This window comes from Microbacterium sp. str. 'China' (assembly GCF_002993305.1).
In the GTDB taxonomy this organism is placed as follows: Bacteria; Actinomycetota; Actinomycetes; order Actinomycetales; family Microbacteriaceae; genus Microbacterium; species Microbacterium paraoxydans.
This window is the reverse complement of the sequence record NZ_CP027434.1, coordinates 969,731-995,475: the sequence shown is the minus strand read 5'-3', so window position 1 is coordinate 995,475 and position 25,745 is coordinate 969,731. Positions and strand designations below refer to the sequence as shown.

Sequence of the window (25,745 nt, the reverse complement as noted above, 5' to 3'; positions counted from 1 at the left end):
GGGCGGCCGTCCGGAGGGCGGTGTCATCTCCTCGGCATGACACGTGTCATGCCGAGGTTCAGCGCACGGGAAGCAGCGCCCCGTCCAGGAAGCCCGCCAGCTCGTCCACGCCGTCGAGCGGGAGGATCGCGGCGACGTACTGGTCCGGGCGCACGACGATCACGACGCCGTCGCGGGACAGCTCCCGCGCCTCGAAGATGTCCGTTCCGCACCACTTGCTCGGGCCCGCGGCGTAGACCTTCTCCCAGTCGGTGAGTCCGAGCGGGCCGGTCTTCGGCTGGAAGAGCTCGGGCGTCGTCGTGACCTCGACCTCCTCGAAGGGCTGCTGGTACACGGCCTTCACGTCGAACACGGCGTCGGCGTCGGCGTCAGCCGGGGTGAACCGTGCGAACACGGGCGCCGCCTCCTCCGCCCACGCGGCGAGCGCCTCGCCGGTCCGGTCGCCGAACGCGTAGACCCGCCACCGGCCGTCGGCCTTCGCGTGGTGTCCGAGGTGGACGACGTTGCCGTCCCCGACCCGGACGACCTCCGCCGACTTGAAGCGCTTGCCCAGCGGGTACCCGACCGCGAGCGCCTGGTGGGCGTCGGTGCCGGTGATCATGGAGGACGTGTACTGGGTCATGAACCCGGACGGGAACTCGGCCGTCGCCAGGTAGTATGTGGCCAGCTCGTTCGGGTCGGAGATCTCCTCGGGCTTGCGCGCCATGAGGCTGGACCACTCGCGGTCGAAGTCGATGAGCTGCTGCGCGACGGGACGACGCTCGGCGCCGTACGTGGCGAGCAGCGCCTCGGGCGCACGGCCGCTCAGCACGGAACCGAGCTTCCAGCCGAGGTTGAACCCGTCCTGCATCGACACGTTCATGCCCTGGCCGGCCTTGGCGCTGTGGGTGTGGCAGGCGTCGCCGGTGAGGAAGACGCGCGGGCTGCGGTCGGCGCCGGGGTCCACGTCGTCGAAGCCGTCGGTCACGCGGTGGCCGACCTCGTAGACGCTGTGCCAGGCCACCTGCTTCACATCGAGCGTGTAGGGGTGGAGGATCGCGTTGGCGCGCCGGATGATCTCCTCGATGGGCGTCTGCCGCACGCGGTGGTCGTCGTCCGCCGCGACCTCGCCGAGGTCGATGTACATGCGGCTGAGGTAGCCGCCCTCCCGCGGGATGTGCAGGATGTTGCCGGCCTTCGAGTTGATCGCGCACTTGGTGCGCCAGTCCGGGAAGTCGGTGTTGACGAGCACGTCCATGACGCCCCAGGCGTGCGCGGCGCTCGCGCCGACGTGCGTGCGTCCGATCGCCTGACGCACGCCGCTCCTGGCGCCGTCGCAGCCCACCACGTACTTCGCCCGGATGGCGCGTTCGTCGGCCTCGCCGACATGGCGGACGCGCACCTCGACCGGGTACTCGCCCTCCTCGTGCACGGTGAGCCCGAGGAATTCGACGCCGTAGTCCGGCACGATCCGTCCGGGGCCGTCGGCCGCCGCTTCGGCGAAGTAGTCGAGCACGCGGGCCTGGTTGACGATGAGGTGCGGGAACTCGCAGATGTCGTAGGCGTAGTCGGCGGTGCGGGTGGTCCGCACGATCCGATCGGGGTGCTCGGGGTCGGGGCCCCAGAAGTTCATCCAGCCGATGTTGTAGGCCTCGGCGATGATGCGCTCGGCGAAGCCGAAGGCCTGGAAGGTCTCCACGCTGCGGGGCTGGATGCCGTCGGCCTGTCCGAGGACGAGGCGACCCTCGCGCTTCTCGATGATGCGGGTCGTGATGTCGGGGTACTGCGACATCTGTGCCGCGAGCAGCATGCCCGCGGGCCCGGAGCCGACGATGAGGACGTCGACCTCGTCGGGCAGGGCGGCGGGGCGGTCGATCCCGGTGCCGGCGGCGTCCTGCACGCGCGGGTCTCCGGACACATAGCCGTGGTGGTGGAACTGCATCGTCGTCGATTCCTTCCGGACGTCTTCGTCGGGTGTTGCGTCCAGGAACACCGTGTTCTATATTCGAACACAGTGTTCTACTATTGAACACAGCCTAGACCGGTGCCTCGCGCACCGCAAGGAGAGCCATGCCCGAGCGCCCCGTCGCCCCCGCCTCTCAGACATTGAGCCGCGGCATCCGCATCCTCGAGGTGCTCGCCGACGCCCGCGCCGCCCTCACCATCGACGACATCGCCGGACGCCTCGAGGTGCACCGGTCCATCGCCTACCGCCTCCTCCGCACCCTCGAGGATCACGGTCTCGTCACCCGCGACGCGAGCGGCGCCGTGAGCCTCGGCGCCCGCATGGCCGCCCTCGCCGCCGGCGTCGCCCACGACCTCCAGGCCGAGGCCCTGCCGGAGCTCACCGCCATCGCGAACGAGCTCGGCATGACCTGCTTCCTCGCCGTCCTCGACGGGGCCGAGTGCATCACCCTCGCCAGCGTCGAGCCGCGGCACGCCGTCGCCAGCGTCGCGCAGCGGCCCGGCGCCCGGCACTCCGTCACGGTCGGCGCCCCCGGGAAGGCGATCCTCGCGCAGCTCGACGGCGCGGAGGTGCCCGTCGGCATCTCCCCCGCCCTGCGCGCCGACGTCGACACCGCCGCCGCACGCGGGTACGCGACCAGTCACGACGAGGTCATCCCCACGGTGCAGTCCGTCGCCGTCCCGCTGCGTCTGCGCGGCCAGCGTCCCGCCGCGATCGCGGTCGTGCACGTGGCCACCGACCTGGACGACGGGGAGATCGCCGCGCGACTCCAGCGTTCCGCCGCCCTCATCCGCGAAGCCCTCGACGGCTGAGCCGGAACGCCCGAGAGCGCACGCCCCGGGACGGGACGTGCGCTCTCGTGGCAGGGGGGGTCAGACCTTCGCGAGCCCGCGGATCGGGCTGACCGACTGCTCCTCCTCATGGTCCGGACCGAGCGGGATGCCCGAGCGGTCGCGCAGCAGGAGCGTGGCGACGAGGCCGAGGAGGGTCATGCCCGCGAGGTACCAGGTGACCGCCTCGGTGGAGCCTGTCTGATCGACGATGAACGTCGCGATCGCGGGCGCGAAGGCGCCACCGGCGATCGCGCCGATCGCGTACGAGATGGAGACACCGGAGAACCGGATGCTCGCGGGGAACAGCTCGGTGTACAGCGCCGCCTGCGGCCCGTAGGTGAAGCCCAGGCCGATCGTGAGGATCGCGAGACCCGCGAACAGCAGCCCCACGTCACCCGTGTTGACGAGCGGGAACAGCGTGAACACGCCGACGAGCTGGAGCACCCAGCCGATGAGGTAGGTCGTGCGACGGCCGATGCGGTCGGACACCCAGCCTGCCAGCAGCGTGGTGAGCAGCCAGGTGACGGCCGATCCGGTGACCGCCCACAGCACGGGCCCGCGCTCGAGGCCGATGGGCCCCTCGGGGTTCGTGGCATAGCCCTGGATGTAGCCGCCGGTGGTCATGTAGCCCACCGCGTTGTTCCCGGCGAAGACGAGGGCGGCGATGATGACGAGCAGCAGGTGCTTGCGGAAGAGCTGCACGATCGGCATCTTCGCCTTCTCCTTGCGCTCGGCGAGCTCGGCGAACACCGGGCTCTCCTCCACGCGACGGCGGACGTAGTAGCCCACGAGGATCAGCACGACGCTCAGCAGGAACGGTACACGCCAACCCCAGGCGAGGAACTGGTCCCCCGGAGCGATCGCGGTCATCAGCGCCATGACGCCCGACGCCAGCAGCAGGCCGAGCGGCACGCCGATCTGCGGGGAGGCGCCGAAGATGCCGCGCTTCTTGCGCGGGGCGTGCTCGACGGCCATCAGCACCGCGCCGCCCCACTCGCCGCCGGCCGAGATGCCCTGCACGATGCGCAGCAGCACGAGGAGGATCGGCGCCATCACGCCGATGGTCTCGTAGGTGGGGAGCAGACCGATCAGGGCGGTCGCAGCCCCCATGAGGATCAGCGTCCACATCAGCACGGCCTTGCGGCCGAGCTTGTCGCCGTAGTGGCCGGCGAGGAACGCGCCGAGGGGCCGGAAGAGGAAGCTCACACCGACCGTGGCGAAGCCGACGAGAGCGCTGTTGGCGCCGAGCGGCGCGAAGAAGAGCTGTCCGAAGACGAGCCCGACCGCCGTGGCGTAGATGAAGAAGTCGTACCACTCGACGGTGGTCCCGACGACGGTGGCGAAGACGACACGACGCCGGTCGGCCGGCGTCGCGATGGTTCCGGTGGGCGTGAACCCACCCTGTGACTGCCCGCTCATGGGGTGTCTCCTTTGTGCTTGTGACCGCGTTGTCACGGCGCGCCCGGACGTGAATCCGATCTGCTTGCCGAGGGGTGAGACGATGATATATGATTTCGGATACGACGCACAACGCGTCCTGACGAGCGCGAGGAGGCGCATCCGTGACGGACACCATCGCCCGCCCGGGGAAGATCATCGCGATCCACCTGAGCTACGCCTCGCGGGCCGACCAGCGCGGTCGACGCCCCGCCCACCCCTCCTATTTCTTCAAGCCGGCCAGTTCGGTCGGGGTCTCCGGCGGCACCGTCGAGCGCCCCGCCGGCACCGAGCTGCTCGCGTTCGAGGGGGAGATCGCGCTGATCATCGGCGCCCCGGCCCGCCGGGTCGCCCTCGCCGACGCCTGGGATCACGTGCAGTGGGTGACCGCCGCGAACGACCTCGGTCTCTACGATCTGCGCGCCAACGACAAGGGCTCCAACGTCCGCTCCAAGGGCGGCGACGGGTACACCCCGCTCGGTCCGGAGCTGATCGACGCCCGCACGGTCGACCCGGCGGCCCTCCGCGTGCGCGCCTGGGTGAACGGCGAGCTCCGCCAGGACGACACCACCGCCGGGCTCATCTTCCCGCTGGCCCAGCTCGTCGCCGACCTCTCCCAGCACTTCACGCTGGAGACCGGCGACGTGATCCTGACCGGCACCCCCGCGGGCTCGTCGGTCATCGTCCCCGGCGACGTGGTCGAGATCGAGGTCGACGCCCCGGACACCCCCGGCGCCCCCACGTCCGGCCGTCTGGTCACGACCGTCACGCAGGGGGATGTCCCCTTCGACGGCGACCTCGGCTCGCTCCCCGCGGTCGACGACCTCCAGCGCTCCGAGGCCTGGGGCTCCCGCGAGCTCGCCGGCCTGCCCGTCGAGGACACGGCGCCCACGCTCACCCCGGAGCTCCGCGCGCAGCTCCTCGAAGCCCCCACCGCCGGCCTCTCGGCACAGCTGCGCAAGCGCGGACACCACTCCTGCTTCATCGACGGGGTCTCCGCCAACCTCCCGGGCACGAAGATCGTCGGCACCGCGAAGACCCTCCGCTTCGTGCCGTTCCGCGAAGACCTCTTCCGCACCCACGGCGGTGGGTACAACGCCCAGAAGCGCGCGTTCGACGCGGTCGCCGAAGGCGAGATCATCGTCATCGAGGCCCGCGGCGACGCGACCACCGGCACGCTCGGCGACATCCTCGCCCTGCGCGCGCAGACCCGCGGCGCGGCGGGCGTGGTCACCGACGGCGGTGTGCGCGACTTCCAGGCGGTCGCCGAGATCGGACTCCCGGTCTTCTCGCAGGGCGCGCACCCCTCCGTGCTCGGCCGCAAGCACGTGCCGTGGGACGTCGATGTGACGATCTCGTGCGGCGGTGCCACCGTGCAGCCCGGCGACATCATCGTCGGCGACAGCGACGGCGTGATCGTGGTCCCCCCGGCTCTCGCCGCCGAGGTCGCCGCCGACGCCGTGGCCCAGGAGATCGAGGACGCCTGGATCGCCGAGCAGGTCGCCGCCGGGCACCCGGTCGACGGCCTCTTCCCGATGAACGCCGAGTGGCGCGCCCGCTACGAGCAGGCGACAGGCACCGGAGCGGAGCGGAAGTGAGCACGGTCGAGAGCGCCAGCAAGTCGGAGCAGGCGTACGCCTGGATCCGCGCGCGCATCTCGGCGCACACCTACGGTCCCGGCTACCGCCTGGTCCTCGGTCCGATCGCCGAGGAGCTGGGGATGAGCGTGGTCCCGGTGCGCGAGGCGATCCGCCGCCTGGAGGCCGAGGGGCTCGTGACCTTCGAGCGCAACGTCGGCGCCCGCGTGACCCTCGTGGACGAGGGCGAATACGCGCACACCATGCAGACACTCGGACTCGTCGAAGGGGCGGCCACCGCGCTCTCCGCTCCCCTGCTCGACGCCGACGCGCTCGCGCAGGCCGCGGAGGTCAACGAGCGCATGAGCCGCCTGCTCGACCATTTCGACCCGCACACGTTCACCGAGCTCAACCGGCAGTTCCACTCCGTGCTGTTCGAGCCGTGCCCCAACCCGCACCTGCTCGACCTCGTGCACCGCGGCTGGGCCCGGCTGTCCGGCATCCGCGACTCGACCTTCGCCTACGTGCCCGGCCGCGCCCACCACTCGGTCGACGAGCACGCCCAGATCCTCGAGCTGATCCGCGACGGCGCCGAGCCGCTGGAGATCGAGCTCGCCGCCCGCAACCACCGGTGGCGCACGAGGGACGCGTTCCTCGACGCCCTGCACACCCGTTCCGTCCCCGCCGAAGGAGAAGCATCATGACCGACTCCCGCATCCCCGCCGACCTGCCCGACCACATCCAGCACTACATCGACGGCGCCTTCGTCGACTCGATCGACGGCGACACGTTCGACGTGCTCGACCCGGTGACGAACCAGACCTACACGACGGCCGCCGCCGGCAAGAAGGCCGACATCGAGCGGGCCGTCGCCGCGGCCAAGCGCGCCTTCGACGAAGGTCCCTGGCCGCGCATGCTCCCCCGCGAGCGCTCGCGCGTGCTGCACAGGATCGCCGACATCGTCGAGTCGCGCGACGCCCGCCTCGCGGAGCTGGAGTCCTACGACTCCGGCCTGCCGATCACGCAGGCCCTCGGTCAGGCCCGCCGCGCCGCCGAGAACTTCCGCTTCTTCGCCGACCTGATCGTCGCCCAGGCCGACGACGCCTTCAAGGTGCCGGGCAAGCAGATGAACTACGTCAACCGCAAGCCGATCGGCGTCGCCGGGCTCATCACCCCGTGGAACACGCCGTTCATGCTCGAGTCCTGGAAGCTCGGCCCCGCGCTCGCGACCGGCAACACGGTCGTCCTCAAGCCGGCCGAGTTCACGCCCCTCTCCGCCTCGCTGTGGGCGGGCATCTTCGAGGAGGCGGGGCTCCCGCAGGGCGTCTTCAACCTCGTCAACGGCCTCGGCGAAGACGCCGGCGACGCGCTGGTGAAGCACCCTGACGTGCCGCTCATCTCCTTCACCGGCGAGAGCCGCACGGGGCAGATCATCTTCGGCAACGCCGCGCCGTTCCTCAAGGGCCTGTCAATGGAGCTCGGCGGCAAGTCGCCCGCCGTGGTCTTCGCAGACGCCGACCTGGAGGCCGCCGTCGACGCCACCATCTTCGGCGTCTTCTCCCTCAACGGCGAGCGCTGCACCGCCGGGTCCCGCATCATCGTGGAGCGCTCGATCTACGACGAGTTCGTGGAGCGCTATGCCGCGCAGGCGCAGCGCGTCAAGGTCGGCTACCCGCACGACCCCGAGACCGAGGTCGGCGCGCTCGTGCACCCCGAGCACTACGACAAGGTGATGTCCTACGTCGAGATCGGCAAGACCGAGGGCCGCCTGGTCGCCGGTGGCGGTCGTCCCGAGGGCTTCGAGGAGGGGAACTTCGTCGCCCCGACAGTGTTCGCCGACGTCGCCCCCGACGCCCGCATCTTCCAGGAGGAGATCTTCGGCCCGGTCGTCGCGATCACCCCGTTCGACTCCGACGAGGAGGCGCTGGCGCTCGCGAACAACACGAAGTACGGCCTCGCCGCCTACATCTGGACGAACGACCTCAAGCGCGCCCACACGTTCGCGCAGTCCGTCGAGGCCGGCATGGTGTGGCTGAACAGCAACAACGTCCGTGACCTCCGCACGCCGTTCGGCGGCGTGAAGGCGTCGGGCCTGGGCCACGAGGGCGGCTACCGCTCCATCGACTTCTACACCGACCAGCAGAGCGTGCACATCACGCTCGCCTCGACCCCGCACAACCCGACGTTCGGCAAGAACTGACGCCCGCCGGACACAAGCAAGGACGCTGACATGACCGACAAGACCGCCAAGACCCTCACCTCCTCCGGCTACTACGTGAGCCAGGAGGCCCCGATCCAGAGCGACAACCCCGTCGCGACGCCCCGGAGCACGCCGCCGGACATCCTGCGCTGCGCGTACATGGAGCTCGTCGTGACCGATCTGGCCGCCTCGCGGCAGTTCTACGTCGACATCCTGGGCCTGTACGTGACCGAGGAGGACGACGAGGCGATCTACCTGCGCTCGACCGAGGAGTTCATCCACCACAACCTCGTGCTGCGTCAGGGGCCGATCGCCGCGGTCGCCGCGTTCTCGTACCGGGTGCGCGCCGCGGAGGACCTCGACCGCGCCGTGGAGTTCTACACGGAGCTCGGCTGCGACGTCCGTCGTCAGGAGAACGGCTTCGTGAAGGGCATCGGCGACTCCGTGCGCGTCGTCGACCCGCTCGGCTTCCCGTACGAGTTCTTCTACGCCACCGAGCACGTGGAGCGCCTGTCGTGGCGGTACGACCTGCACACCCCCGGCGAGCTCGTGCGCCTCGACCACTTCAACCAGGTCACCCCCGACGTGCCGCGCGCGGTGCGCCACTACCAGGACCTCGGCTTTCGCGTGACGGAGGACATCCAGGACGACGAGGGCACCGTGTACGCCGCGTGGATGCGCCGCAAGCCCACCGTGCACGACACCGCGGCGACGGGCGGCGACGGTCCGCGCATGCACCACGTCGCCTTCGCGACGCACGAGAAGCACAACATCCTCGCGATCTGCGACAAGCTCGGGGCGCTGCGCCGCTCCGACGCCATCGAGCGCGGCCCCGGCCGGCACGGCGTCTCCAACGCGTTCTACCTCTACCTGCGCGACCCGGACGGCCACCGCGTCGAGATCTACACGCAGGACTACTACACGGGCGACCCGGACAACCCGGTCGTCACCTGGGACGTGCACGACAACCAGCGCCGCGACTGGTGGGGCACCCCGGTGGTGCCCTCCTGGTATACCGATGCCTCGCTCGTGCTCGACCTCGACGGCAACCCGCAGCCCGTCGTCGCCCGCACGGACTCCAGCGAGATGGCCGTGACGATCGGCGCCGACGGTTTCTCCTACACCCGCGCGGATGAGGGCGAAAAGTCGATGCCGGAGTACAAGCAGGGCGAGTACAAGCTCGGCCACCAGCTCTAGGAGACGCTCATGCTGTCTGAGGAGACCATCGCGCAGATCGCCGCGGAGCTCGCGGAGGCCGACCGCACGCACGGGGTGATCCCGCGCATCACGGCGCGGTACCCCGAGGCGACCGTGGAGGACTCCTACGCCATCCAGGGCGTGTGGCGGGATTCGCAGGTCGCGGCCGGCCGCCGGCTGGTCGGGCGCAAGATCGGCCTGACCTCGAAGGCCATGCAGCAGGCGACGGGGATCACCGAGCCCGACTACGGCGTCATGTTCGACGACACCGTGTACGAGTCCGGCGCGGAGATCCCCACGGATCACTTCTCCAATGTCCGCATCGAGGTCGAGCTCGCGTTCGTGCTCAAGGAACCACTGGAGGGCCCCGACTGCACGCTGGAGGACGCCCTCGCCGCGATCGACTACGCCGTGCCGGCCCTCGAGGTGCTGAACTCGCACATCGAGCTCGAGGGCCGCACGATCGTCGACACCATCAGCGACAACGCCGCCTACGGGGCGATGGTGCTGGGGACGGTGCGCAAGCGCCCGGACGAGATCGACCTGCGCTGGGTGCCCGGCGTGCTGTCCCGCAACGGGGAGATCGAGGAGACCGGCGTCGCCGCCGGGGTGCTCGGGCATCCGGCCACCGGAGTGGCGTGGCTCGCGAACAAGTTCCATCAGCACGGCGCGCGTCTGGAGGCGGGCGAGATCATCCTGGCAGGATCGTTCACACGCCCGATGTGGGTGTCGCGCGGCGACGAGGTGCTGTGCGACTACGGACCGATGGGGACCATCACATGCCGCTTCGTCTAGATCCGTCCTTCCGCGCGCAGCTCGCCGCGTCCGATCGTCCCTTCGTGGGGATGTGGGTGTGCTCCGGCAGCCCGCTGCTCGCCGAGGTCGCCGCGGGCTCCGGACTGGATTGGCTGCTCATCGACATGGAGCACTCGGCGAACACGCTTGAGTCCGTGCTGACCCAGCTCCAGGCGGTCGCGGCCTATCCTGTCGCCCCGCTCGTCCGGGTGCCCTTCAACGATGCGGTCGCGATCAAGCAGGTCCTCGACCTCGGCGCGCAGAACCTCATCGTGCCGATGGTGTCGTCCGCCGACGAGGCCAGGGCCGCCGTGGCCGCGACCCGCTATCCCCCCGAGGGCGTCCGCGGGGTCGGCAGCGCCCTCGCCCGCAGCGCCCGCTGGAACCGCGTCGACCGCTACCTGCAGGAATCCGCGCAGCACGTGTCGCTGACGGTGCAGATCGAGACGGCCGCGGGGGTCGAGGCCGCCGCCGACATCGCCGCGGTCGACGGGGTGGACGCGGTGTTCGTCGGGCCCTCCGACCTGTCCGCGTCGATGGGCCTGCTCGGACAGCAGACGCATCCGGACGTGGTCGCCGCCGTCGAGTCGGTGTTCGCCGCGGTCCACGCCGCAGGGAAGCCCGTGGGCGTGAACGCCTTCGACCCCTCCGCCGCCGACGCGTATCTCGCGGCGGGTGCGGACTTCGTGGCCGTCGGCGCCGACGTCGCCCTCCTCGCCCGCGCCTCCGAGGCCCTCGCCGCCCGCTTCGTCCCCCGCTCCGACGCCTCCGGCCGCCCCAGCTACTGACTTCGAGTCGCGCACCTGGCTCCATCCGCGGCCGGAATGGGGCCATTTGCGCGATTCGAAGCGGGCGGGAAGGATGAGCCGGTGCACAGACTGGCGGCGATGCAGGACCGCAACTTCCGGTGGTTCTTCCTCGCGCGCGCCCTGACGCTCGTCACGGGCTCGATGTCGGCCATCGCCCTGGCCTTCGCGGTGCTCGAGATCGACAACGACGCCCGGTCGCTCTCGATCGTGCTCGCGGCCTTCACGATCAGCAACATCGTGTTCGTCCTGTTCGGGGGCGTCGTCGCCGATCGCCTCCCCCGCGCCCTCATCATCCAGTCGTGCTACGTCGTGGACATCCTGTCGGTCGGAGCCATGGCCGCTCTCCTGTTCACCGGCACGGCCACGGTCCCGCTCCTCGCCGTGCTCTCCGCGATCAACGGCGCCTCGTCCGCGTTCGTGCTCCCCGCGATGCAGGGCATCATCCCGCAGCTGACCACCCCCGCGCACCTCCAGCAGGCGAACGCGATGCTGTCGTTCGTCCGCTCGGCCGTCACGATCGGCGGCCCGGTCATCGCCGGGGTCCTGGTGGCCACCGCGGGACCCGCGTGGGCCATGGTCGTGCAGGCGGCGGGCTGGCTGCTCGCGATCCCGGTCCTCGCGCTCGTGAAGCTCCCGCCCCCCGCGGCCTCCGGCGGCACCACGATGTTCCACGACCTCCGGGTGGGATGGCACGAGTTCTGGAGCCGCTCCTGGCTGTGGACCATCGTGCTCGCCTTCATGATCATGAACGCGATCCACGTCGGCGCCTGGGGCGTCGTCGGCCCGTACATCGCGAAGAACGACGATCGCCTCGGCATCTCCGGCTGGGGGTGGGTCGTGAGCGCAGAGGGTGCAGGGGTCCTCGTGATGACCCTGCTGCTGATGTGGTTCCCGCTCCGCCGGCCTCTGCGCTACGGGATGATCGGGATGGCGGCGTTCGCCCTGCCGCTCACCCTCCTCGGCGTGCACCCGGCCGTGGTCCTGCTCGCGATGGCCGCGTTCGTCGCCGGGGCCGGGGCCGAGGTCTTCGCGACCGGCTGGAACCTCGCGATGATGGAGAACATCCCCGGGGAGAAGCTCTCGCGGGTCGCGAGCTACGACATGCTCGGCAGCTTCGTCGTGATGCCCATCGGCACGCTCGTGTACGGCTGGCTCGTCACGCACGCGGAGCCGGCCACCGTGCTCACCACCTCCGCGGTCCTCTATGCGGCGATCGCCCTGATCACCCTGCTCGTCCCCTCGGTGTGGCGGATGGGGCGGCCCGCGGCGGCCGTCCCGGAGCGCGCGGGAGTGGCGGATTCATAGCAATCCCGGCGAGACTGTGGGCATGACCTTCCCCCCGCTGCAGCCCCTCGCCGACCGTGCCGCCCTCTTCACCGCGCTCCGCCAGGACGCCCTCTCCGCGGCCGCCGATGCTCTCGGCGAGCACCGGTGGGACGCCGACCTCGCGGCGGGGACCCTGACCTTCACCGCGAACGACGACCCGACCCGGCAGCTCGTGACGCGCGCGCACCTCATCGCCACGATCGCCCCGGGCCCGCGCTCGCTGCTGTGGGCGTGGGCGCACCCCCAGGGCGACCCCCAGGGCGTCGCGGCGCAGCTCCGCGCGTACGGCGAGCAGCACGGGATCGCCGAGCTCACCGCCCCGGAGGTCCCGTTCCCGGCCGATGCCCCGGGCGACGCGGAGTGGATCGCCCGCGCGGCGCACACGATCGGCGGCGTGGCGGTGGAGCTCACCGGACGCTCCCCGTACTACTCGGCCCCCGTCGACGGCGGCACCCGCGCGGTGTTCCTGCTCGACGCCCCGCTCGCCCCGCTCACGGTCGCCGACACGGTGGTGGCCCTCCCCCGCACCCTCGCGCAGACGCCCCTTCCCGACGCCCGCACGGCGGTCTGGGACCTCGCTCGTCTCGCCGGGTGGACCCTCGCCTGGACGGATGAGTCCTTCTCCGGCGCCACGGTGACCGACGCCTCGGGCACCGCGACGATCCGCTTCGACGAGCAGGCCCGGATCAGCGGCGTGGAGAGCTCGCTGCACGGCCAGGTCTGAGTCCGCAGAATCGCACGAACGCCGCAGGGATCCCGGGGATCCCTGCGGCGTTCGTGTGAATCTGCGACGTGGTGGGGAGGTCAGACCGTCCGCTCGGCCGCCTCGACGACGTTGGTCATGAGCAGGGCGACCGTCATCGGCCCCACCCCTCCCGGATTCGGCGACAGGTACCCGGCGACCTCGGCGACCTCGGGAGCGACGTCACCGAACACGAGGTTCTTGCCGGTCTCCGGATCGGTCTCGCGGGTGACGCCCACATCCAGCACCGCGGCTCCGGGCTTGACGTCCTCGGCGCGGATGAGGTGCTTGACCCCCGCGGCCGCGACGATCACATCGGCCTCTCGCAGGTAGCGCGGCATGTCGACCGTGCCGGTGTGCGTCAGCGTGACCGTGGCGTTGAGGTCGCGACGGGTCAGCAGCAGCCCGATCGAGCGCCCGATCGTGACACCGCGACCGACGACCACGACGTGCTTGCCCTTGAGGTCGTAGTCGTTGCGCAGCAGCAGCTCGATGACACCGCGCGGGGTGCACGGCAGCGGCGTGTGGATCGGCGCGTTGACGTTGAGGACGAGGCGCCCGAGGTTGGTCGGGTGCAGCCCGTCCGCGTCCTTCGCCGGATCGATCCGCTCCAGGATCGCGTCGGTGTCGAGGTGCTTCGGCAGCGGCAGCTGCACGATGTACCCGTGGCAGGCGGGATCGGCGTTGAGCTCGTCGATCAGCGCCTCGACGTCGGCCTGGGTGGCATCAGCCGGCAGCTCGCGCTGGATCGAGTTCATCCCGATCGCCTCCGACTGCCGGTGCTTCATGCCCACGTAGAGCTGCGAGGCGGGGTCGGCTCCCACCAGCACCGTGGCGATGCCGGGGGTGACGCCCTTCTCCTTCAGCGCGGCGACCCGCTCCGTCAGCTCGGCACGGATCTCGGCCGCCGCCGCCTTGCCGTCGAGGACGACCGCGGTCACTGCTGCAGGTCCGGGTAGAGCGGGAAGGCCGCGGCGAGCGCGTCCACGCGAGCGCGGAGCGCCTCGATGTCGGCACCCGGGAGCAGCGCGAGGGCGATGATGTCGGCCACCTCGGTGAACTCGGCGTCGCCGAAGCCGCGGGTCGCGAGCGCCGGCGTGCCGATGCGGAGACCCGAGGTCACCATCGGCGGACGCGGGTCGTTCGGCACGGCGTTGCGGTTCACGGTGATGTGGATGTCGTGCAGGAGGTCCTCCGCCTGCTTGCCGTCGATCTCGGCGTCGCGGAGGTCGACGAGCACGAGGTGCACGTCCGTCCCGCCCGAGCGCACGGCGATGCCGGCGTCCTTCACGTCCTGCTGCGACAGGCGCTCGGCGATGAGCTTCGCCCCGCGCAGCACGCGCTCCTGGCGCTCCTTGAACTCCGGCGTGCCGGCGAGCTTGAACGCGGTCGCCTTCGCCGCGATCACGTGCATGAGCGGACCGCCCTGCTGACCGGGGAAGACCGCGGTGTTGATCTTCTTGGCGAGGTCGGCGTCGTTGGTGAGGATGAAGCCCGAGCGGGGGCCGCCGATGGTCTTGTGCACCGTGGAGGACACGACGTGCGCGTGCGGCACCGGGTTGGGGTGCAGGCCGGCGGCGACGAGGCCGGCGAAGTGCGCCATGTCGACCCAGAGGATCGCGCCCACCTCGTCGGCGATGGCGCGGAAGGCAGCGAAGTCCATCGTGCGCGGGTAGGCGGACCACCCGGCGATGATGACCTTGGGCTTGTGCTCGATCGCGAGGCGGCGGACCTCGTCCATGTCGATCGTCGAGGTCTCGGCGTCGACCCCGTAGGCCACGATGTCGTACAGGCGCCCGGAGAAGTTGATCTTCATGCCGTGCGTGAGGTGGCCGCCCTGGTCGAGCGAGAGGCCGAGCAGGGTGTCGCCGGGGCGGGCGATCGCGTGCAGCACAGCGGCGTTCGCGGACGCACCGGAGTGCGGCTGGACGTTCGCGAACTCCGCGCCGAACAGGCTCTTGGCGCGGGAGATCGCGAGCTCCTCCGCGACGTCGACCTCCTCGCAGCCGCCGTAGTAGCGGCGGCCGGGGTAGCCCTCGGCGTACTTGTTGGTGAGCACCGAGCCCTGCGACTGCAGGACCGACACGGGGACGAAGTTCTCCGAGGCGATCATCTCGAGGAAGGTCTGCTGGCGCTTCAGCTCGCGATCGAGGACCTCGGCGATCTCCGGGTCGACCTCGGAAAGCGGGGCGTTGAAGTAACGGTCGGTCATGACGTGCTCCTTTTGACGACGGATTCGAAAAGGGTGTTCCTATCGGCCCAGGCGCGCGGTCGAATTCCGTGGTCAGTCGCTCCCCGGTGGTTGTCCACCCAGACGCCAGTCGCGACGGTTACGAGCATAGCCGATGCGCGACCCCGCGCACGCGGCCGTTTCGGGCACCGTGCCCGCCGTCCGCAGAATCGTTTCGATCCCCCTGTTCCCTTGCGGCGATCCGACGGCTAGGTTTTGTTCATGGTCCTACCTCTTGATCTGCCCCTCGTTCCCGCTCCGGTGTCCGCGAAGGCCAGGGAGGGACGTCTGCCGCTCGCCGCGACGACGCGCGTGCTCGGCTCCTCCCCCGCCGCCGGACAGCTGATCGACGCCGTCGAACGCCGCACCGGCCTCCGCCTCACCGAGGTGGACTCCGGCCCCGCCGAGATCGAGCTCTTCGTCGACGCGGCGTCGTCCGCGCCGGAGGGCTACACGCTCGAGGTCGGCGACCGCGCCATCCTCATCGGCGCCGACGAGGCGGGGCTCTTCTACGGGGTCCAGACGCTGCTGCAGCTGCTTCGGGAAGACGACGCGGGCTGGGCGCTGCTCCGCGCCGACATCGCGGACGCCCCGCGCTTCGCCCGCCGCGGCGTGATGCTCGACGTGGCGCGGCACTTCTTCGGCGTCGAGGACGTGAAGCGGTTCATCGACAGCACGAGCGCGCTGAAGTTCAACCACCTGCACCTGCACCTCACCGACGACCAGGGCTGGCGCGTGCACATCGACTCGTGGCCGCTGCTCACCGAGCGGGCCGCCGCCACCGCGGCCGACGGCGCCCCCGGCGGCTTCTACACCAAGGACGACTACCGCGAGATCGTGGCGTACGCGGCCGCACGCCACATGATCGTGATCCCTGAGGTCGACCTTCCCGGCCACACCCACGCGATCGGCGTGGCTTACCCGGAGTTGGTCGAGGCCCCGGTCCTGAACGACGCGCTGGTCACCCAGTCCGAGCAGCTCGGCCAGCCGCTCCCCGTGGCCGGAGAGCCCTACCTGGGCTGGGGCGTCGGGCACTCCAGCGTGCGCATCCACGAGGAGGAGACGTACCGGTTCGTCCGCGACGTCGTCCGCGAGCTCGCCGAGATGACCCCGGGGCCCTACATCCACATCGGGGGCGACGAGTCCCTCGGCACGCCCCAGGCCGACTTCGACCTCTTCGCGGAGCGCGCGACGGCGATCGTCGTCGAGGAGGGCAAGACCCCGGTCGCGTGGCACGAGATGGGGTCGGCAGCCGGCATCGCCCGCGGCACGATCGGCCAGTACTGGGGCATGACGACGCCGACGGGCACGCATGCCGAGGAGGCCGCGCACTTCGTCGAGCGCGGCGGAGCCCTGATCATGTCGGCGGCGGATGCGACATACCTCGACATGAAGTACACCGCCGAATTCCCGCTCGGCCTCACCTGGGCCGCGATCATCGACGTCCGTCGCGCGTACGAGTGGGAGCCGACCGCCGTGCTCGCCGTGCCGGACGAGGCGATCCTGGGGATCGAGGCGCCGCTGTGGTCCGAGACCACCCGCACACTCGACGAGGTGGAGCAGCTCGTGTTCCCCCGTGCCGCCGCGCAGGCCGAGATCGCCTGGTCGCCGCGCGAGGGCGTGGGCCGCACGTGGGAGTCGTTCCGCGCCCGGGTCGGCGCCCTCGCGCCGCTGTGGAAGGCTGAGGGGGTCGATTTCCACCCCGCCCCCGATATCCCCTGGAGCGCCCGTTGAAGACCCTCTCCTCCGCGACCGGTTCCCTGGTCATCCACTCCGTCCGCCTCGTCGACCGCGGGGAGATCGTCGAGGACGGCTGGGTGCGCATCGAGGACGGCGTCGTGGCGTCCCGCGGCACCGGAACGGACTGGGAGCCCGCGACCGAGGTCGTGGACGGCGCGGCGGTGGCGGGCGCGGGCGCGCTGCTCACGCCGGGCTTCGTCGACATCCACGGTCATGGCGGAGCGGGCGCGGCGTACGACGACGGTGTGGACGCGATCCGGACCGGACGGGATCTGCACCGCGAGCACGGCACCACCAGGGCCGTCATCTCGCTCGTCACCGGCACGATCGACGACCTCGCCCGCAGTGTCGCCCTGATCGCCGCCCTGACCAGGACCGATGCGGACGTGCTCGGCTCGCACCTGGAGGGGCCGTTCCTCGACCCCGGTCACCACGGCGCCCATGAGCCCTCGCTGCTGCGGCACCCCGTCGCGGCCGACGTGGCCCGTCTGCTGGAGGCCGGAGAAGGCACCGTCCGTCAGGTCACCATCGCGCCGGAGCTCCCCGGCGGGATCGACGCCGTCCGTCAGATCGTCGCGGCGGGGGCCGCGGCAGCGGTGGGGCACACCGACGCCGACGCCGCCATGGCCGTCGCCGCCTTCGAAGCCGGCGCCTCGCTGCTGACCCACGCGTTCAACGCGATGCCCGGCATCCACCACCGCGCCCCCGGTCCGGTGCTTGCCGCGGCCACCGATCATCGAGTGATCCTGGAGGCCATCGCCGACGACGTGCATCTCGATCCGCACGTCGTCAAGCTCGTGTTCGACGCGGCGCCGCGTCGGGTGGCGCTCATCACCGACGCCATGGCCGCGGCCGGGAGCGCCGACGGCAAGTACGACCTCGGTGCGGTGAAGGTCACCGTCGAGAACGGCGTGGCCCGCGCGGACGACACCGGCTCTATCGCCGGCTCCACGCTGACTCAGGATGTCGCCCTGCAGCGGGCGGTGGCGGCCGGCGTCCCCCTTCCGGAGGTCGTGCGGGCGCTCACGGAGACCCCGGCCCGCGCGATCGGACGCGAGGCGCACCTCGGCGCGCTGCGGCCCGGCCTGCTCGGCGATGCCGTGCTTCTGGACGCGGAGCTGCGCGTCGCGCGGGTCTGGTCGGGACCGGCGCTGCCCGCCTAGGAGGACAGCGCTGCGCGCGACGCGCAGCGCTGCGGTCTCCGGTCGATCGGACGAGATGCGGCGCCGGATTCCCCAGATCGGCGTCGCGCGTCTCGCAAGGTGGGAGTGGAGGGCCGCCGTTCTCCCCAGATCGGCGGCCCTTTCCCTCCCGCTCGAGCGGGCGGGGCCGGGAGCTCCTCCCCCGAGGATCCCGACCCGCCCACTGGTGCAGTACCCCCCGCACCAGCGCCGGAACTCCGCCCCCCGGTGGAGTCCATTTCGGCTGTCTCTACGGGATGAGACGAAGGGGCGCCCGGTTCATTACGCGGTTCTCTGAAAAAAGTTCAGAAAACTTTCCGGGCGGTCTGCGCCGGGCACCGCGGAGCCCTCCCGAGCATCTCCTCCGAGTCCGCACCGGGGCTGGCCACCATGCCGATTTCGCGAGAGAATGGTCTGACCGCGTAATGAAAGACGCCTTCTCGCGTCTCTCCTCCTGGGGACGGCTGTGTGCCCCGGGACCAGATGGATGACAGTGCACCGAGAGAACACCACACCAGACGAGACCATCGGCGATGCCGATCTGATCCTCCGCGTCCGCTCCGGCGACAAGGGGGCGTTCGGGGAACTCTGGAGACGGCACTACCCGTCCGGCATGGCCGTCGCCCGATCGGTGACATCCTCGATCGATCCGGACGACCTGGTGCAGGAGTCCTATACCCGCATCTACCAGGCGATCCTCAAGGGCGGCGGCCCCAACGGCTCGTTCCGCGCCTACCTCTTCACCAGCATCCGCAACACCGCCGCTGCGTGGGGACGCGCACGCCGCGAGACCGCGATCGACGAGCTCGACACGGTGGCCGACCCGGACAGCACCGAGCACGCCACGAACGAGGCCCTCGACCGCAGTCTCACCGCGCAGGCCTTCCGCAGCCTCCCGTCGCGATGGCAGGAAGTGCTCTGGTACACCGAGATCGAGCAGATGAAGCCCCAGGAGGTGGCCCCGCTCCTCGGCATGAAGGCGGGCGCGGTCTCGCAACTCGCCTTCCGCGCCCGTGAAGGGTTGCGTGAGGCCTGGATCCAGGCGCACCTGCGCAGCGCGAGCCCCGGCTCTGAATGCCAGTGGACCATCGAGCACCTCGGTGCCTACTCGCGCGGCAACCTCGCGACCCGCGACCACCGTCGCCTGGAGCTGCACCTCGACGAGTGCGCCCGCTGCATGATCGTCGCGGCCGAGGCCAAGGACGTCTCCAAGCGCCTCGCACTCGTCCTGCTCCCGCTCGTCCTCGGTGCCACCGGCGCCTCCGGGTACCTCGCAGCTCTTCAGGGCGGTGCGCCGGTCCTGGCAGTGGCGGGGATGTCGTCGACCATTCCGGGTGCGGTCTTCGTCGGCGACGGCGGCATCGGTCAGGCCGCGGCAGCCGGCTCCGGCGCCGCCGGGTCGGGAGCCGGCTCCGCCGGCGGCACGGGCGCGAGCACGGGTGGCGTCTTCACGGGCATGGGCGCCGTCGTCGGTGCCGGGTCCGCCGCCCTCGTGGTGGCCGGAGTGGTCGCCGCTGCGGCGATCGTCCCCGGCCTCACCGGTTCGAACCCGGCGACCTCGCTGCCCAGCGCCTCCGACACCGATCCGTCGTCGATCACGACCGACATCGCGCCGGACTCGTCGCTCGACCTCGACGAGCCCGTGGTGATCGAGACGCCGGACGTCGAGCAGCCGCCGGCTCCGCCCGCAGAGGACGAGGCGGCTCCGCCGGTCTTTTCGGAGACCGGACCCGACGCGGCTCCCGCCGCCCCCGTGGTCGTCCCCGCGCTCCCCGAGGCCACGCTGCCGCCCGTCGATCCCGTGGATCCGGTAGACCCCGTGGACCCGGTAGACCCCGTCGACCCGGTAGACCCCGTCGACCCGGTAGACCCCGTCGACCCGGTAGACCCCGTCGACCCGGTAGACCCCGTCGACCCGGTAGACCCCGTCGACCCGGTGGACCCCGTCGACCCGGTGGACCCCGTCGACCCGGTAGGCCCCGCGATCCCCACGGACCCGCCCACCTGGAGCACCGCCGACGTCTGGTTCGGCGACGATCTGCACTGGTACTACTTCGTGCCGATCGCAGGCGCCCCGGGTGCGATCGTGCAGGCCCTTCTCGCTGGCGAACTCGCCGACAGCGTCGTCCTGGGCGAGGCTGGCACCGGCACCCTCGAACTCCGCACTTCGTGGGACCAGTTCTTGAACGCCGACCTCGTGCCGGTGACGTTCCGGTACTACCTGCCGTCCGGCGAGGCGGGCCCCTCGTCCGACACGACGCTCTACGCACTGGAGCCCCAGGGCGCGGGCGCGGATGAGCGCACGGCGGCTTCTGCTCCCGTCGAGCAGACGGCGGTCGTCATCGACGAGGCCGAACCGGTGGCCCCTCCGGTCGATGAGGTCACGGCGCCCACCACCCCCGAGGAGAACGCGCCACCGGTCGACGAGGCCGCGGACACCGTTGAGCCGGAGCCTGCTGCAACGGCGCCGACGGAGCCCGCACCGGCCCCCGAAGCTGCACCGGCCGCCGAAGCTGCACCGGCCGTACCGGCCGAGGAGGCCCCGGCCGCGGAGGCCCCGGCTCCGGCGGAGGACGCTCCGGTCGCGGAATAGACTGGACGCATGACCCCGGATTCCTCCCCTGTCGCCGGCGTCGATCGTCCGGCCCTCACGGCCCTCGACATCGTGCGCGTGGTCGTCCTCATCGCAGCGATCGCCTCGCTCGCCCTGTGGGGGTTCGCCAGCTGGGAGCTGCCGTGGAACATCGTGATCGGCGTGGGGGCGCCCGTCGTCGCCCTCCTGCTGTGGGCGCTCTTCCTCTCCCCCCGTCCCGTGCTCCGGGTGCACCCCTTCCTCCGCGCCGTCGTGGAGCTCTTCATCTACGTCGGCGTGACCATCGCGTGGTGGTCCATGGGCCAGGCCCTCATCGGCACGGCCTTCGCGCTGGTGGCCGTCGTCGCCGGGGTCCTCAGCGGACGCCGCGCCCTGGCATGAGCGCACGGTCGTGAGCGCCGTCTCGCTGCTCCGCGACGCCCTCGGGGCGCGCGTGGACGTCAGCGAGCAGGCGAGGCATGACGCCACGGCCGACCGCTCCGGCCATGCCGCGGTGGGTCTCCCCCTGGCCGTCGTCCACGCGGAGAGCGTGGACGACGTGCAGCAGACCATGCGCATCGCCTCGGCTACGCGCACCCCCGTCGTCGTGCGCGGCGCCGGGACCGGGCTCGCCGGGGCCGCCAACGCCGGCGATGGAGAGATCGTCCTCTCCCTCCGCCGTATGGACGCCGTCCTCGAGGTGCGGCCGGACGACCTCCTCGCCGTGGTCGAACCCGGGATCCTCAACGCCGACCTCAACGCGCATCTGGCGGCCCAGGGACTCTGGTGGCCGCCCGACCCCGCCAGTCGCGACATCTCCACCGTCGGCGGCAACATCGCGACCGGAGCCGGCGGACTGCTCTGCGCGAAGTACGGCGTCGTCCGCGATGCGGTGCTCGGCGTCGACCTCGTCCTCGCCGACGGGCGCCTGTTGCACCTCGGGCACCGCAGCGTGAAGGGCGTCACCGGGCTCGACCTCACCGCCCTCGTCGTGGGGTCGGAGGGAACGCTCGGCGTCGTCGTCGGGGCCACGCTCAAGCTGCGCCGCCTGGTGCCGGGCGAGACCTGCACCGTGACGGCGACCTTCCCCGGCGTGCGCGCGGCGGCCGCAGGATCCGCGGCGGTGACCGCCGCGGGGATCCAGCCCGCCATCATGGAGCTCATGGATGCCGCGAGCCTCGCCGCCGTCCACGCCCTGCTCGCCCTCCCCGCGCCGACCCCGGGCGCCGCACAGCTGACGATCCAGACCGACGGTCCGGCCGCGCGCGCGGAGGCGGACGCCATCGCCGCGATCCTGAGCGCCCACGAGGGCGTTCCCGTGGTCTCGCACGACCCCGTCGAGGGCGATCGTCTGCTCGCGATCCGACGGTCGATGCACGCCGCGATGGCGTCCCTCGGGACCACGCTCATCGAGGACGTCTCGGTACCGCGGAGCGCGATGCCGGCCATGTTCGACGAGATCGCCCGGATCGAGCGGCAGTTCGACATGGTGATCCCGACGGTGGCCCATGCCGGCGACGGCAACCTGCACCCGAACTTCATCTTCGAGGGCCAGGAGACCCCGCCGCAGGTGTGGGCGGCGGCCGACGAGCTCTTCCGCGCCGCGATCCGGCTGGGCGGAACCCTCACCGGCGAGCACGGCATCGGCGTGCTCAAACGGCGCTGGCTGGCCGACGAGCTCGGCGAGGATCAGTGGCGCCTCCAGCGCGACATCGCCGCGGTCTTCGACCCGCTCGGCATCCTCAACCCCGGAAAGGTCTTCTCCCCCGATGCCTGACATCCATGTGAGCGCCGCCGTGATCGTCGATACGCAAGGGCGGGTCCTCGTCGTCCGCAAGCACGGCACGACCCGCTTCATGCAGCCCGGAGGCAAGCCGGAGCCGGGCGAGTCGCCCATCGAGACCCTCATCCGCGAGCTGCACGAGGAGCTCGGCCTCGAACTCGCGGAGTCCGACCTGCGCCCTTTGGGCCGCTTCGTGTCGGCGGCCGCCAATGAACCGGGTCACCGCGTCGTGGCCGATGCCTTCGCGACCTCGGTGGATCCGGCGACGGTGCAGGTGCAGGCCGAGCTCGCCGAGCTGCGCTGGATCACCCCGGACGACGCCGCAGCGCTCCCGCTGGCCCCGCTGAGCGTCGAGCATCTGCTGCCGCTCGCGTGGCCGGCCGGAGCGCGCTAGCGCCCCCGGATCAGATGCCCTGCCAGGCCGGCTTGTTCGCGAACGTGTAGCGGTAGTAGTCGGCGAGCTGCAGCTTCGAGGCGGCGGCCTCGTCGACGACGACGGTCGCGTGCGGGTGCAGCTGGATGGCCGACCCGGGCAGCAGCGCGGTGACCGGCCCCTCGACCGCACCGGCCACGGCCTCGGCCTTGCCTTCGCCGAACGCCAGCAGCACGAGGTGGCGCGCTTCCAGGATGGTCCCCAGCCCCTGCGTGATGCAGTGCATCGGGACATCGTCGATCGAGTCGAAGAAGCGGGCGTTGTCCTCGCGGGTCTGCTCCGTCAGGGTCTTCACCCGGGTGCGGGAGGCGAAGGAGGATCCGGGCTCGTTGAACCCGATGTGCCCGTCGGTGCCGATGCCGAGGATCTGCAGGTCGACCCCGCCCGCCGCGGCGATGGCCGCGTCGTAGTCCTCACCGGCGTGCTGGATGGTGGCCTCCGCGCCGTTCGGCACGTGGATGCGCTCCGGGTCGAGGCCGAGCGGCTCGACCACCTCGCGCGTGATCACCGATCGGTAGCTCTCCGGGTGGGACGGATCGATCCCGACGTACTCGTCGAGCGCGAAGCCGCGCACCTGCGAGACGTCGCGCCCCGCCAGGCGACTGCGGAGTGCCTGGTAGACGGGCAACGGCGTCGATCCGGTCGCGAGCCCCAGGACGGCGTCGTGGCGACGGTCGATGAGCTCGACGATCTCGGTGGCGACCAGGGCGCCGGCGGCCTCGGCATTCTCGACGATGACGACCTCAGCCATGCGGAACGATCTCCTTCTCAGAAATGGATGCGCCCACCAGAGCGGCGCCGAAGGCGGCGGCGGGGGAACCCGCGGGGAGCAGTTCGATTCTCTCATCCAGCCGCAGGGACTTCAGGAACGGTGACGCCTGGGCGCCCGCGTGCAGGGCGGCGCGGATCCCGTCCGCGAGACGACCGCCCAGCGCGGTCAGACCGCCGCCGATGACCACGGTCTCGACGTCGGCCGACAGCACGAGCACGCGCACGGCCGCTGCCGCGCCGAAGAAGAGGTCCGCCTGCAGCGCCAGAGCGTGCGGATCGCCCGCGTCCGCCGCCTCGACGATGTCCTTGACGGGCAGTGCGCCGGGACGCCCCCAGGCCTTGGCCAGCGCCCCGCCGCCGCAGAAGGTCTCCACGCAGCCGCGCTGTCCGCAGCCGCACAATCGACCGCGCGGGTCGACCGAGAGGTGCCCGACCTCCCCCGCGGTCCCCCGCGCGCCGCGCCAGATGCGGCCGTCGACGACGATGCCGGCTGCGACGCCGGTGCCGAGGTTCAGGTAGGCCATCGAGCCGGCGACGTCGCTCAGGACGGCGGCGCCGAGCGCAGCCGCCTTCACGTCGTTCTCCACCCGGAAGGGGACGCCCAGCGCCTGCTCGGCGCGCGCCGCGAGGTCGAGCGACTCCACGCCGAGGTTCACGGCGTGGAGCACACGGCCGGTCTCCGCGTCCACGAGACCGGGGATGCCGATGCCGGCGGAAGCGACGGCGGACAGCGGCAGCCCGCTCTCCTCGGCGAGGGCGGCGACGGTGGAGACGATGCTGTCGACGACGGCGTCCTCTCCCCACCCGGTCGGGCGACGCAGGCGGGCGAGGATCGTCCCGGCCGGGTCAACGGCGACGGCGTCGATCTTGGTGCCGCCGACGTCCAGACCCACGCGAAGGGGCCGACCGGCGCGGTCGGCCGAGGCGGGGACGATCATCGGATGCCGTTCCCGGTCATGGTCGCGGAGGTCACGACACCCCCAGCTGCCCCGAGAGCACCATCACCGCGGCGCCTCGGAGCACGATGTCGTCCTGACGGGTGAGCCGCACCATGACGTCCTCGAAGACGCCTTCGAGCGTCCGCGCGTGGAGCGTCTCGACGGCCGCGTCGATGAGCGTGCCGTCCAGCAGCTCAGCGGGCCCGGAGAGCACGACCTCGGACAGGTCCAGGGCGGCGACGATCGGGGCGATCGCGATCGCCATGCGGGTCCCGGAGTCGCGGAGGATCTCCTCGCGCGCGGCCGGGTCGGCGTCGAGCGCCTCCTGCATGCGACTCACGCTCAGCCAGGCCTCGAGGCAGCCGATCTTGCCGCACGCGCAGCGAGGCCCGCCGTCCGTGCCGACGACGACGTGACCGATCTCCCCTGCGGCGAAACGGCTGCCGAGGAGCGGCTGGCTGCCGGTGATCAGCCCTGCGCCCACGCCTCGGCCGATCTTGATCAGCATGAAGTCGGCTTCCGCCTCGCCGAACGTGTACTCGGCGAGGACCGCGGCATTGGCGTCGTTCCGCGCCAGCACGGGCAGGTCGAGGTCGGCGCTGAGCTTCGCCTCCAGCGGGAAGTCGGTCCAGCCGAGGTTGGGCGAGCTGAGGACGAGGCCGTCCGGACGCACGACACCCGGGGTGCCGATGCCCACGCCGAGCACCGGCTGCGTGGCGATCTCGACGAGGGTCTGCGCGAGGCCGCGGAGGGCGTCGTACGCCGCGTCGCCGTCCGGCGTCTCCGGACGCGGCACCTGCCGCCGCTCCAGGACGTCGCCGTCGAGGCTGAGCACGGCCCCCTCGAACGCGGTCGGTCCGGACAGGTCGAGCCCGATGATCTGATGCCCCACCCGGTCGATGTCGATGAGGATCGGCGGCTTTCCGGGCCCGACCGCCTCGCGGACGCCGATCTCGACGACGATGCCGTCGGCGATGAACTCCGCGACGAGGTCGGAGATCGTGACCCGCGTGAGGCCCGTCTCGCGGGAGAGGTCAGCTCGGCTCATCGCCCCCGAGTGGTAGAGCGTCTGCAGCACGAGCGCGCGGTTGTGGCCGCGGGCGTGCTCGGGGAGCACCTTGGTGCGCGAACGGAGATGCCGCGCAGGGCCGAAGGCGTGCGCGTTCGCGGCGACGAAGTCTGTCGTCGCCGCGGGGCGCTGATCATCCGAAACGGACATGTTTGTTAGTAGACCTT

The 25,745-nt window shown here is 71.4% G+C and carries 22 protein-coding genes and 1 riboswitch; of the genes, 15 read left to right on the top strand and 7 right to left on the bottom strand.

Annotation, left to right across the window (positions count from 1 at the left end; all coding sequences use genetic code 11):
- Window positions 1-58: 58 nt before the first annotated feature.
- Window positions 59-1,921: an FAD-dependent monooxygenase gene (locus tag C6C15_RS04720; protein WP_105950755.1), complete on the bottom strand. Its 1,863-nt coding sequence runs from the start codon at window positions 1,919-1,921 to the stop codon at window positions 59-61.
- Between the two features lie 128 nt (window positions 1,922-2,049).
- Here C6C15_RS04720 and C6C15_RS04715 point away from each other — a divergent pair, with 128 nt between their 5' ends.
- Complete coding sequence (locus C6C15_RS04715; RefSeq protein ID WP_105949400.1) at window positions 2,050-2,757, top strand: IclR family transcriptional regulator; 708 nt, start codon at window positions 2,050-2,052, stop codon at window positions 2,755-2,757.
- Between the two features lie 60 nt (window positions 2,758-2,817).
- Here C6C15_RS04715 and C6C15_RS04710 read toward each other — a convergent pair whose 3' ends face one another.
- Complete coding sequence (locus C6C15_RS04710; protein ID WP_105949399.1) at window positions 2,818-4,197, bottom strand: MFS transporter; 1,380 nt, start codon at window positions 4,195-4,197, stop codon at window positions 2,818-2,820.
- Window positions 4,198-4,340: 143 nt separating this feature from the next.
- Here C6C15_RS04710 and C6C15_RS04705 point away from each other — a divergent pair, with 143 nt between their 5' ends.
- The 8 genes from C6C15_RS04705 to C6C15_RS04670 all read left to right on the top strand — a co-directional run bounded on the left by C6C15_RS04705 (window position 4,341) and on the right by C6C15_RS04670 (window position 12,843).
- Window positions 4,341-5,813 carry a fumarylacetoacetate hydrolase family protein gene (locus tag C6C15_RS04705; RefSeq protein ID WP_105949398.1) on the top strand — a complete coding sequence of 491 codons (1,473 nt, stop codon included), beginning with the start codon at window positions 4,341-4,343 and terminating at the stop codon, window positions 5,811-5,813.
- The gene (locus tag C6C15_RS04700) at window positions 5,810-6,496 is read left to right on the top strand and encodes a GntR family transcriptional regulator (RefSeq protein WP_105949397.1); all 687 of its coding nucleotides are present in this window, start codon (window positions 5,810-5,812) and stop codon (window positions 6,494-6,496) included. Before C6C15_RS04705 ends, C6C15_RS04700 begins: the two co-directional genes overlap by 4 nt.
- Window positions 6,493-7,992, top strand: a complete 1,500-nt coding sequence (gene hpaE / locus C6C15_RS04695; protein ID WP_025103810.1) for a 5-carboxymethyl-2-hydroxymuconate semialdehyde dehydrogenase — start codon at window positions 6,493-6,495, stop codon at window positions 7,990-7,992. Before C6C15_RS04700 ends, hpaE begins: the two co-directional genes overlap by 4 nt.
- A gap of 30 nt (window positions 7,993-8,022) precedes the next feature.
- A complete protein-coding gene (hpaD, locus tag C6C15_RS04690) occupies window positions 8,023-9,189 on the top strand; it encodes a 3,4-dihydroxyphenylacetate 2,3-dioxygenase (RefSeq protein ID WP_105949396.1) in 1,167 nt (388 codons plus the stop codon).
- A 9-nt stretch (window positions 9,190-9,198) separates the two neighbouring features.
- Window positions 9,199-9,984 carry a fumarylacetoacetate hydrolase family protein gene (locus C6C15_RS04685; RefSeq protein WP_060922855.1) on the top strand — a complete coding sequence of 262 codons (786 nt, stop codon included), beginning with the start codon at window positions 9,199-9,201 and terminating at the stop codon, window positions 9,982-9,984.
- The gene (locus tag C6C15_RS04680) at window positions 9,969-10,772 is read left to right on the top strand and encodes an HpcH/HpaI aldolase family protein (protein WP_060922856.1); all 804 of its coding nucleotides are present in this window, start codon (window positions 9,969-9,971) and stop codon (window positions 10,770-10,772) included. Before C6C15_RS04685 ends, C6C15_RS04680 begins: the two co-directional genes overlap by 16 nt.
- Window positions 10,773-10,853: 81 nt before the next feature.
- Complete coding sequence (locus C6C15_RS04675) at window positions 10,854-12,098, top strand: MFS transporter (protein WP_158698519.1); 1,245 nt, start codon at window positions 10,854-10,856, stop codon at window positions 12,096-12,098.
- A gap of 22 nt (window positions 12,099-12,120) precedes the next feature.
- Window positions 12,121-12,843, top strand: a complete 723-nt coding sequence (locus tag C6C15_RS04670; protein ID WP_105949394.1) for a DUF6882 domain-containing protein — start codon at window positions 12,121-12,123, stop codon at window positions 12,841-12,843.
- Window positions 12,844-12,923: 80 nt separating this feature from the next.
- On the opposite strand, the gene C6C15_RS04665 is transcribed toward C6C15_RS04670, so the two are convergent.
- Window positions 12,924-13,802, bottom strand: a complete 879-nt coding sequence (locus C6C15_RS04665; protein WP_025103804.1) for a bifunctional methylenetetrahydrofolate dehydrogenase/methenyltetrahydrofolate cyclohydrolase — start codon at window positions 13,800-13,802, stop codon at window positions 12,924-12,926.
- The gene (glyA, locus tag C6C15_RS04660; RefSeq protein WP_025103803.1) at window positions 13,799-15,073 is read right to left on the bottom strand and encodes a serine hydroxymethyltransferase; all 1,275 of its coding nucleotides are present in this window, start codon (window positions 15,071-15,073) and stop codon (window positions 13,799-13,801) included. The genes C6C15_RS04665 and glyA overlap by 4 nt, the downstream gene beginning before the upstream one ends.
- Window positions 15,074-15,111: 38 nt before the next feature.
- A riboswitch (ZMP/ZTP riboswitch) is annotated at window positions 15,112-15,196 on the bottom strand.
- A gap of 117 nt (window positions 15,197-15,313) precedes the next feature.
- Here glyA and C6C15_RS04655 point away from each other — a divergent pair.
- The 6 genes from C6C15_RS04655 (at window position 15,314) to C6C15_RS04630 (ending at window position 22,761) form a co-directional block, all read left to right on the top strand.
- Window positions 15,314-16,825 (top strand): family 20 glycosylhydrolase, encoded by a 1,512-nt coding sequence (locus tag C6C15_RS04655; RefSeq protein ID WP_105949393.1) that lies wholly within the window; start codon window positions 15,314-15,316, stop codon window positions 16,823-16,825.
- Complete coding sequence (locus C6C15_RS04650; RefSeq protein ID WP_105949392.1) at window positions 16,822-17,994, top strand: N-acetylglucosamine-6-phosphate deacetylase; 1,173 nt, start codon at window positions 16,822-16,824, stop codon at window positions 17,992-17,994. The genes C6C15_RS04655 and C6C15_RS04650 overlap by 4 nt, the downstream gene beginning before the upstream one ends.
- A 505-nt stretch (window positions 17,995-18,499) precedes the next feature.
- Entirely contained in the window at window positions 18,500-20,605 is a 2,106-nt protein-coding gene (locus C6C15_RS04645) for a sigma-70 family RNA polymerase sigma factor (protein ID WP_105949391.1), read from the top strand.
- 9 nt (window positions 20,606-20,614) lie between these two features.
- Entirely contained in the window at window positions 20,615-20,986 is a 372-nt protein-coding gene (locus C6C15_RS04640; RefSeq protein ID WP_060922849.1) for a YrdB family protein, read from the top strand.
- 10 nt (window positions 20,987-20,996) lie between these two features.
- Window positions 20,997-22,361, top strand: a complete 1,365-nt coding sequence (locus tag C6C15_RS04635; RefSeq protein WP_105949390.1) for an FAD-binding oxidoreductase — start codon at window positions 20,997-20,999, stop codon at window positions 22,359-22,361.
- A complete protein-coding gene (locus C6C15_RS04630) occupies window positions 22,354-22,761 on the top strand; it encodes an NUDIX hydrolase (RefSeq protein WP_105949389.1) in 408 nt (135 codons plus the stop codon). Before C6C15_RS04635 ends, C6C15_RS04630 begins: the two co-directional genes overlap by 8 nt.
- A gap of 10 nt (window positions 22,762-22,771) precedes the next feature.
- On the opposite strand, the gene nagB is transcribed toward C6C15_RS04630, so the two are convergent.
- From nagB to C6C15_RS04615, 3 genes are read right to left on the bottom strand one after another with little or no spacing between them, the layout of a single operon-like run.
- Window positions 22,772-23,551 (bottom strand): glucosamine-6-phosphate deaminase, encoded by a 780-nt coding sequence (gene nagB / locus C6C15_RS04625; protein ID WP_105949388.1) that lies wholly within the window; start codon window positions 23,549-23,551, stop codon window positions 22,772-22,774.
- A complete protein-coding gene (locus C6C15_RS04620) occupies window positions 23,544-24,509 on the bottom strand; it encodes an ROK family protein (protein WP_105949387.1) in 966 nt (321 codons plus the stop codon). Before C6C15_RS04620 ends, nagB begins: the two co-directional genes overlap by 8 nt.
- A gap of 31 nt (window positions 24,510-24,540) precedes the next feature.
- Window positions 24,541-25,728, bottom strand: coding sequence for an ROK family transcriptional regulator (locus C6C15_RS04615; RefSeq protein ID WP_060922844.1), 1,188 nt, complete (start codon window positions 25,726-25,728; stop codon window positions 24,541-24,543).
- Between the last annotated feature and the right edge of the window lie 17 nt (window positions 25,729-25,745).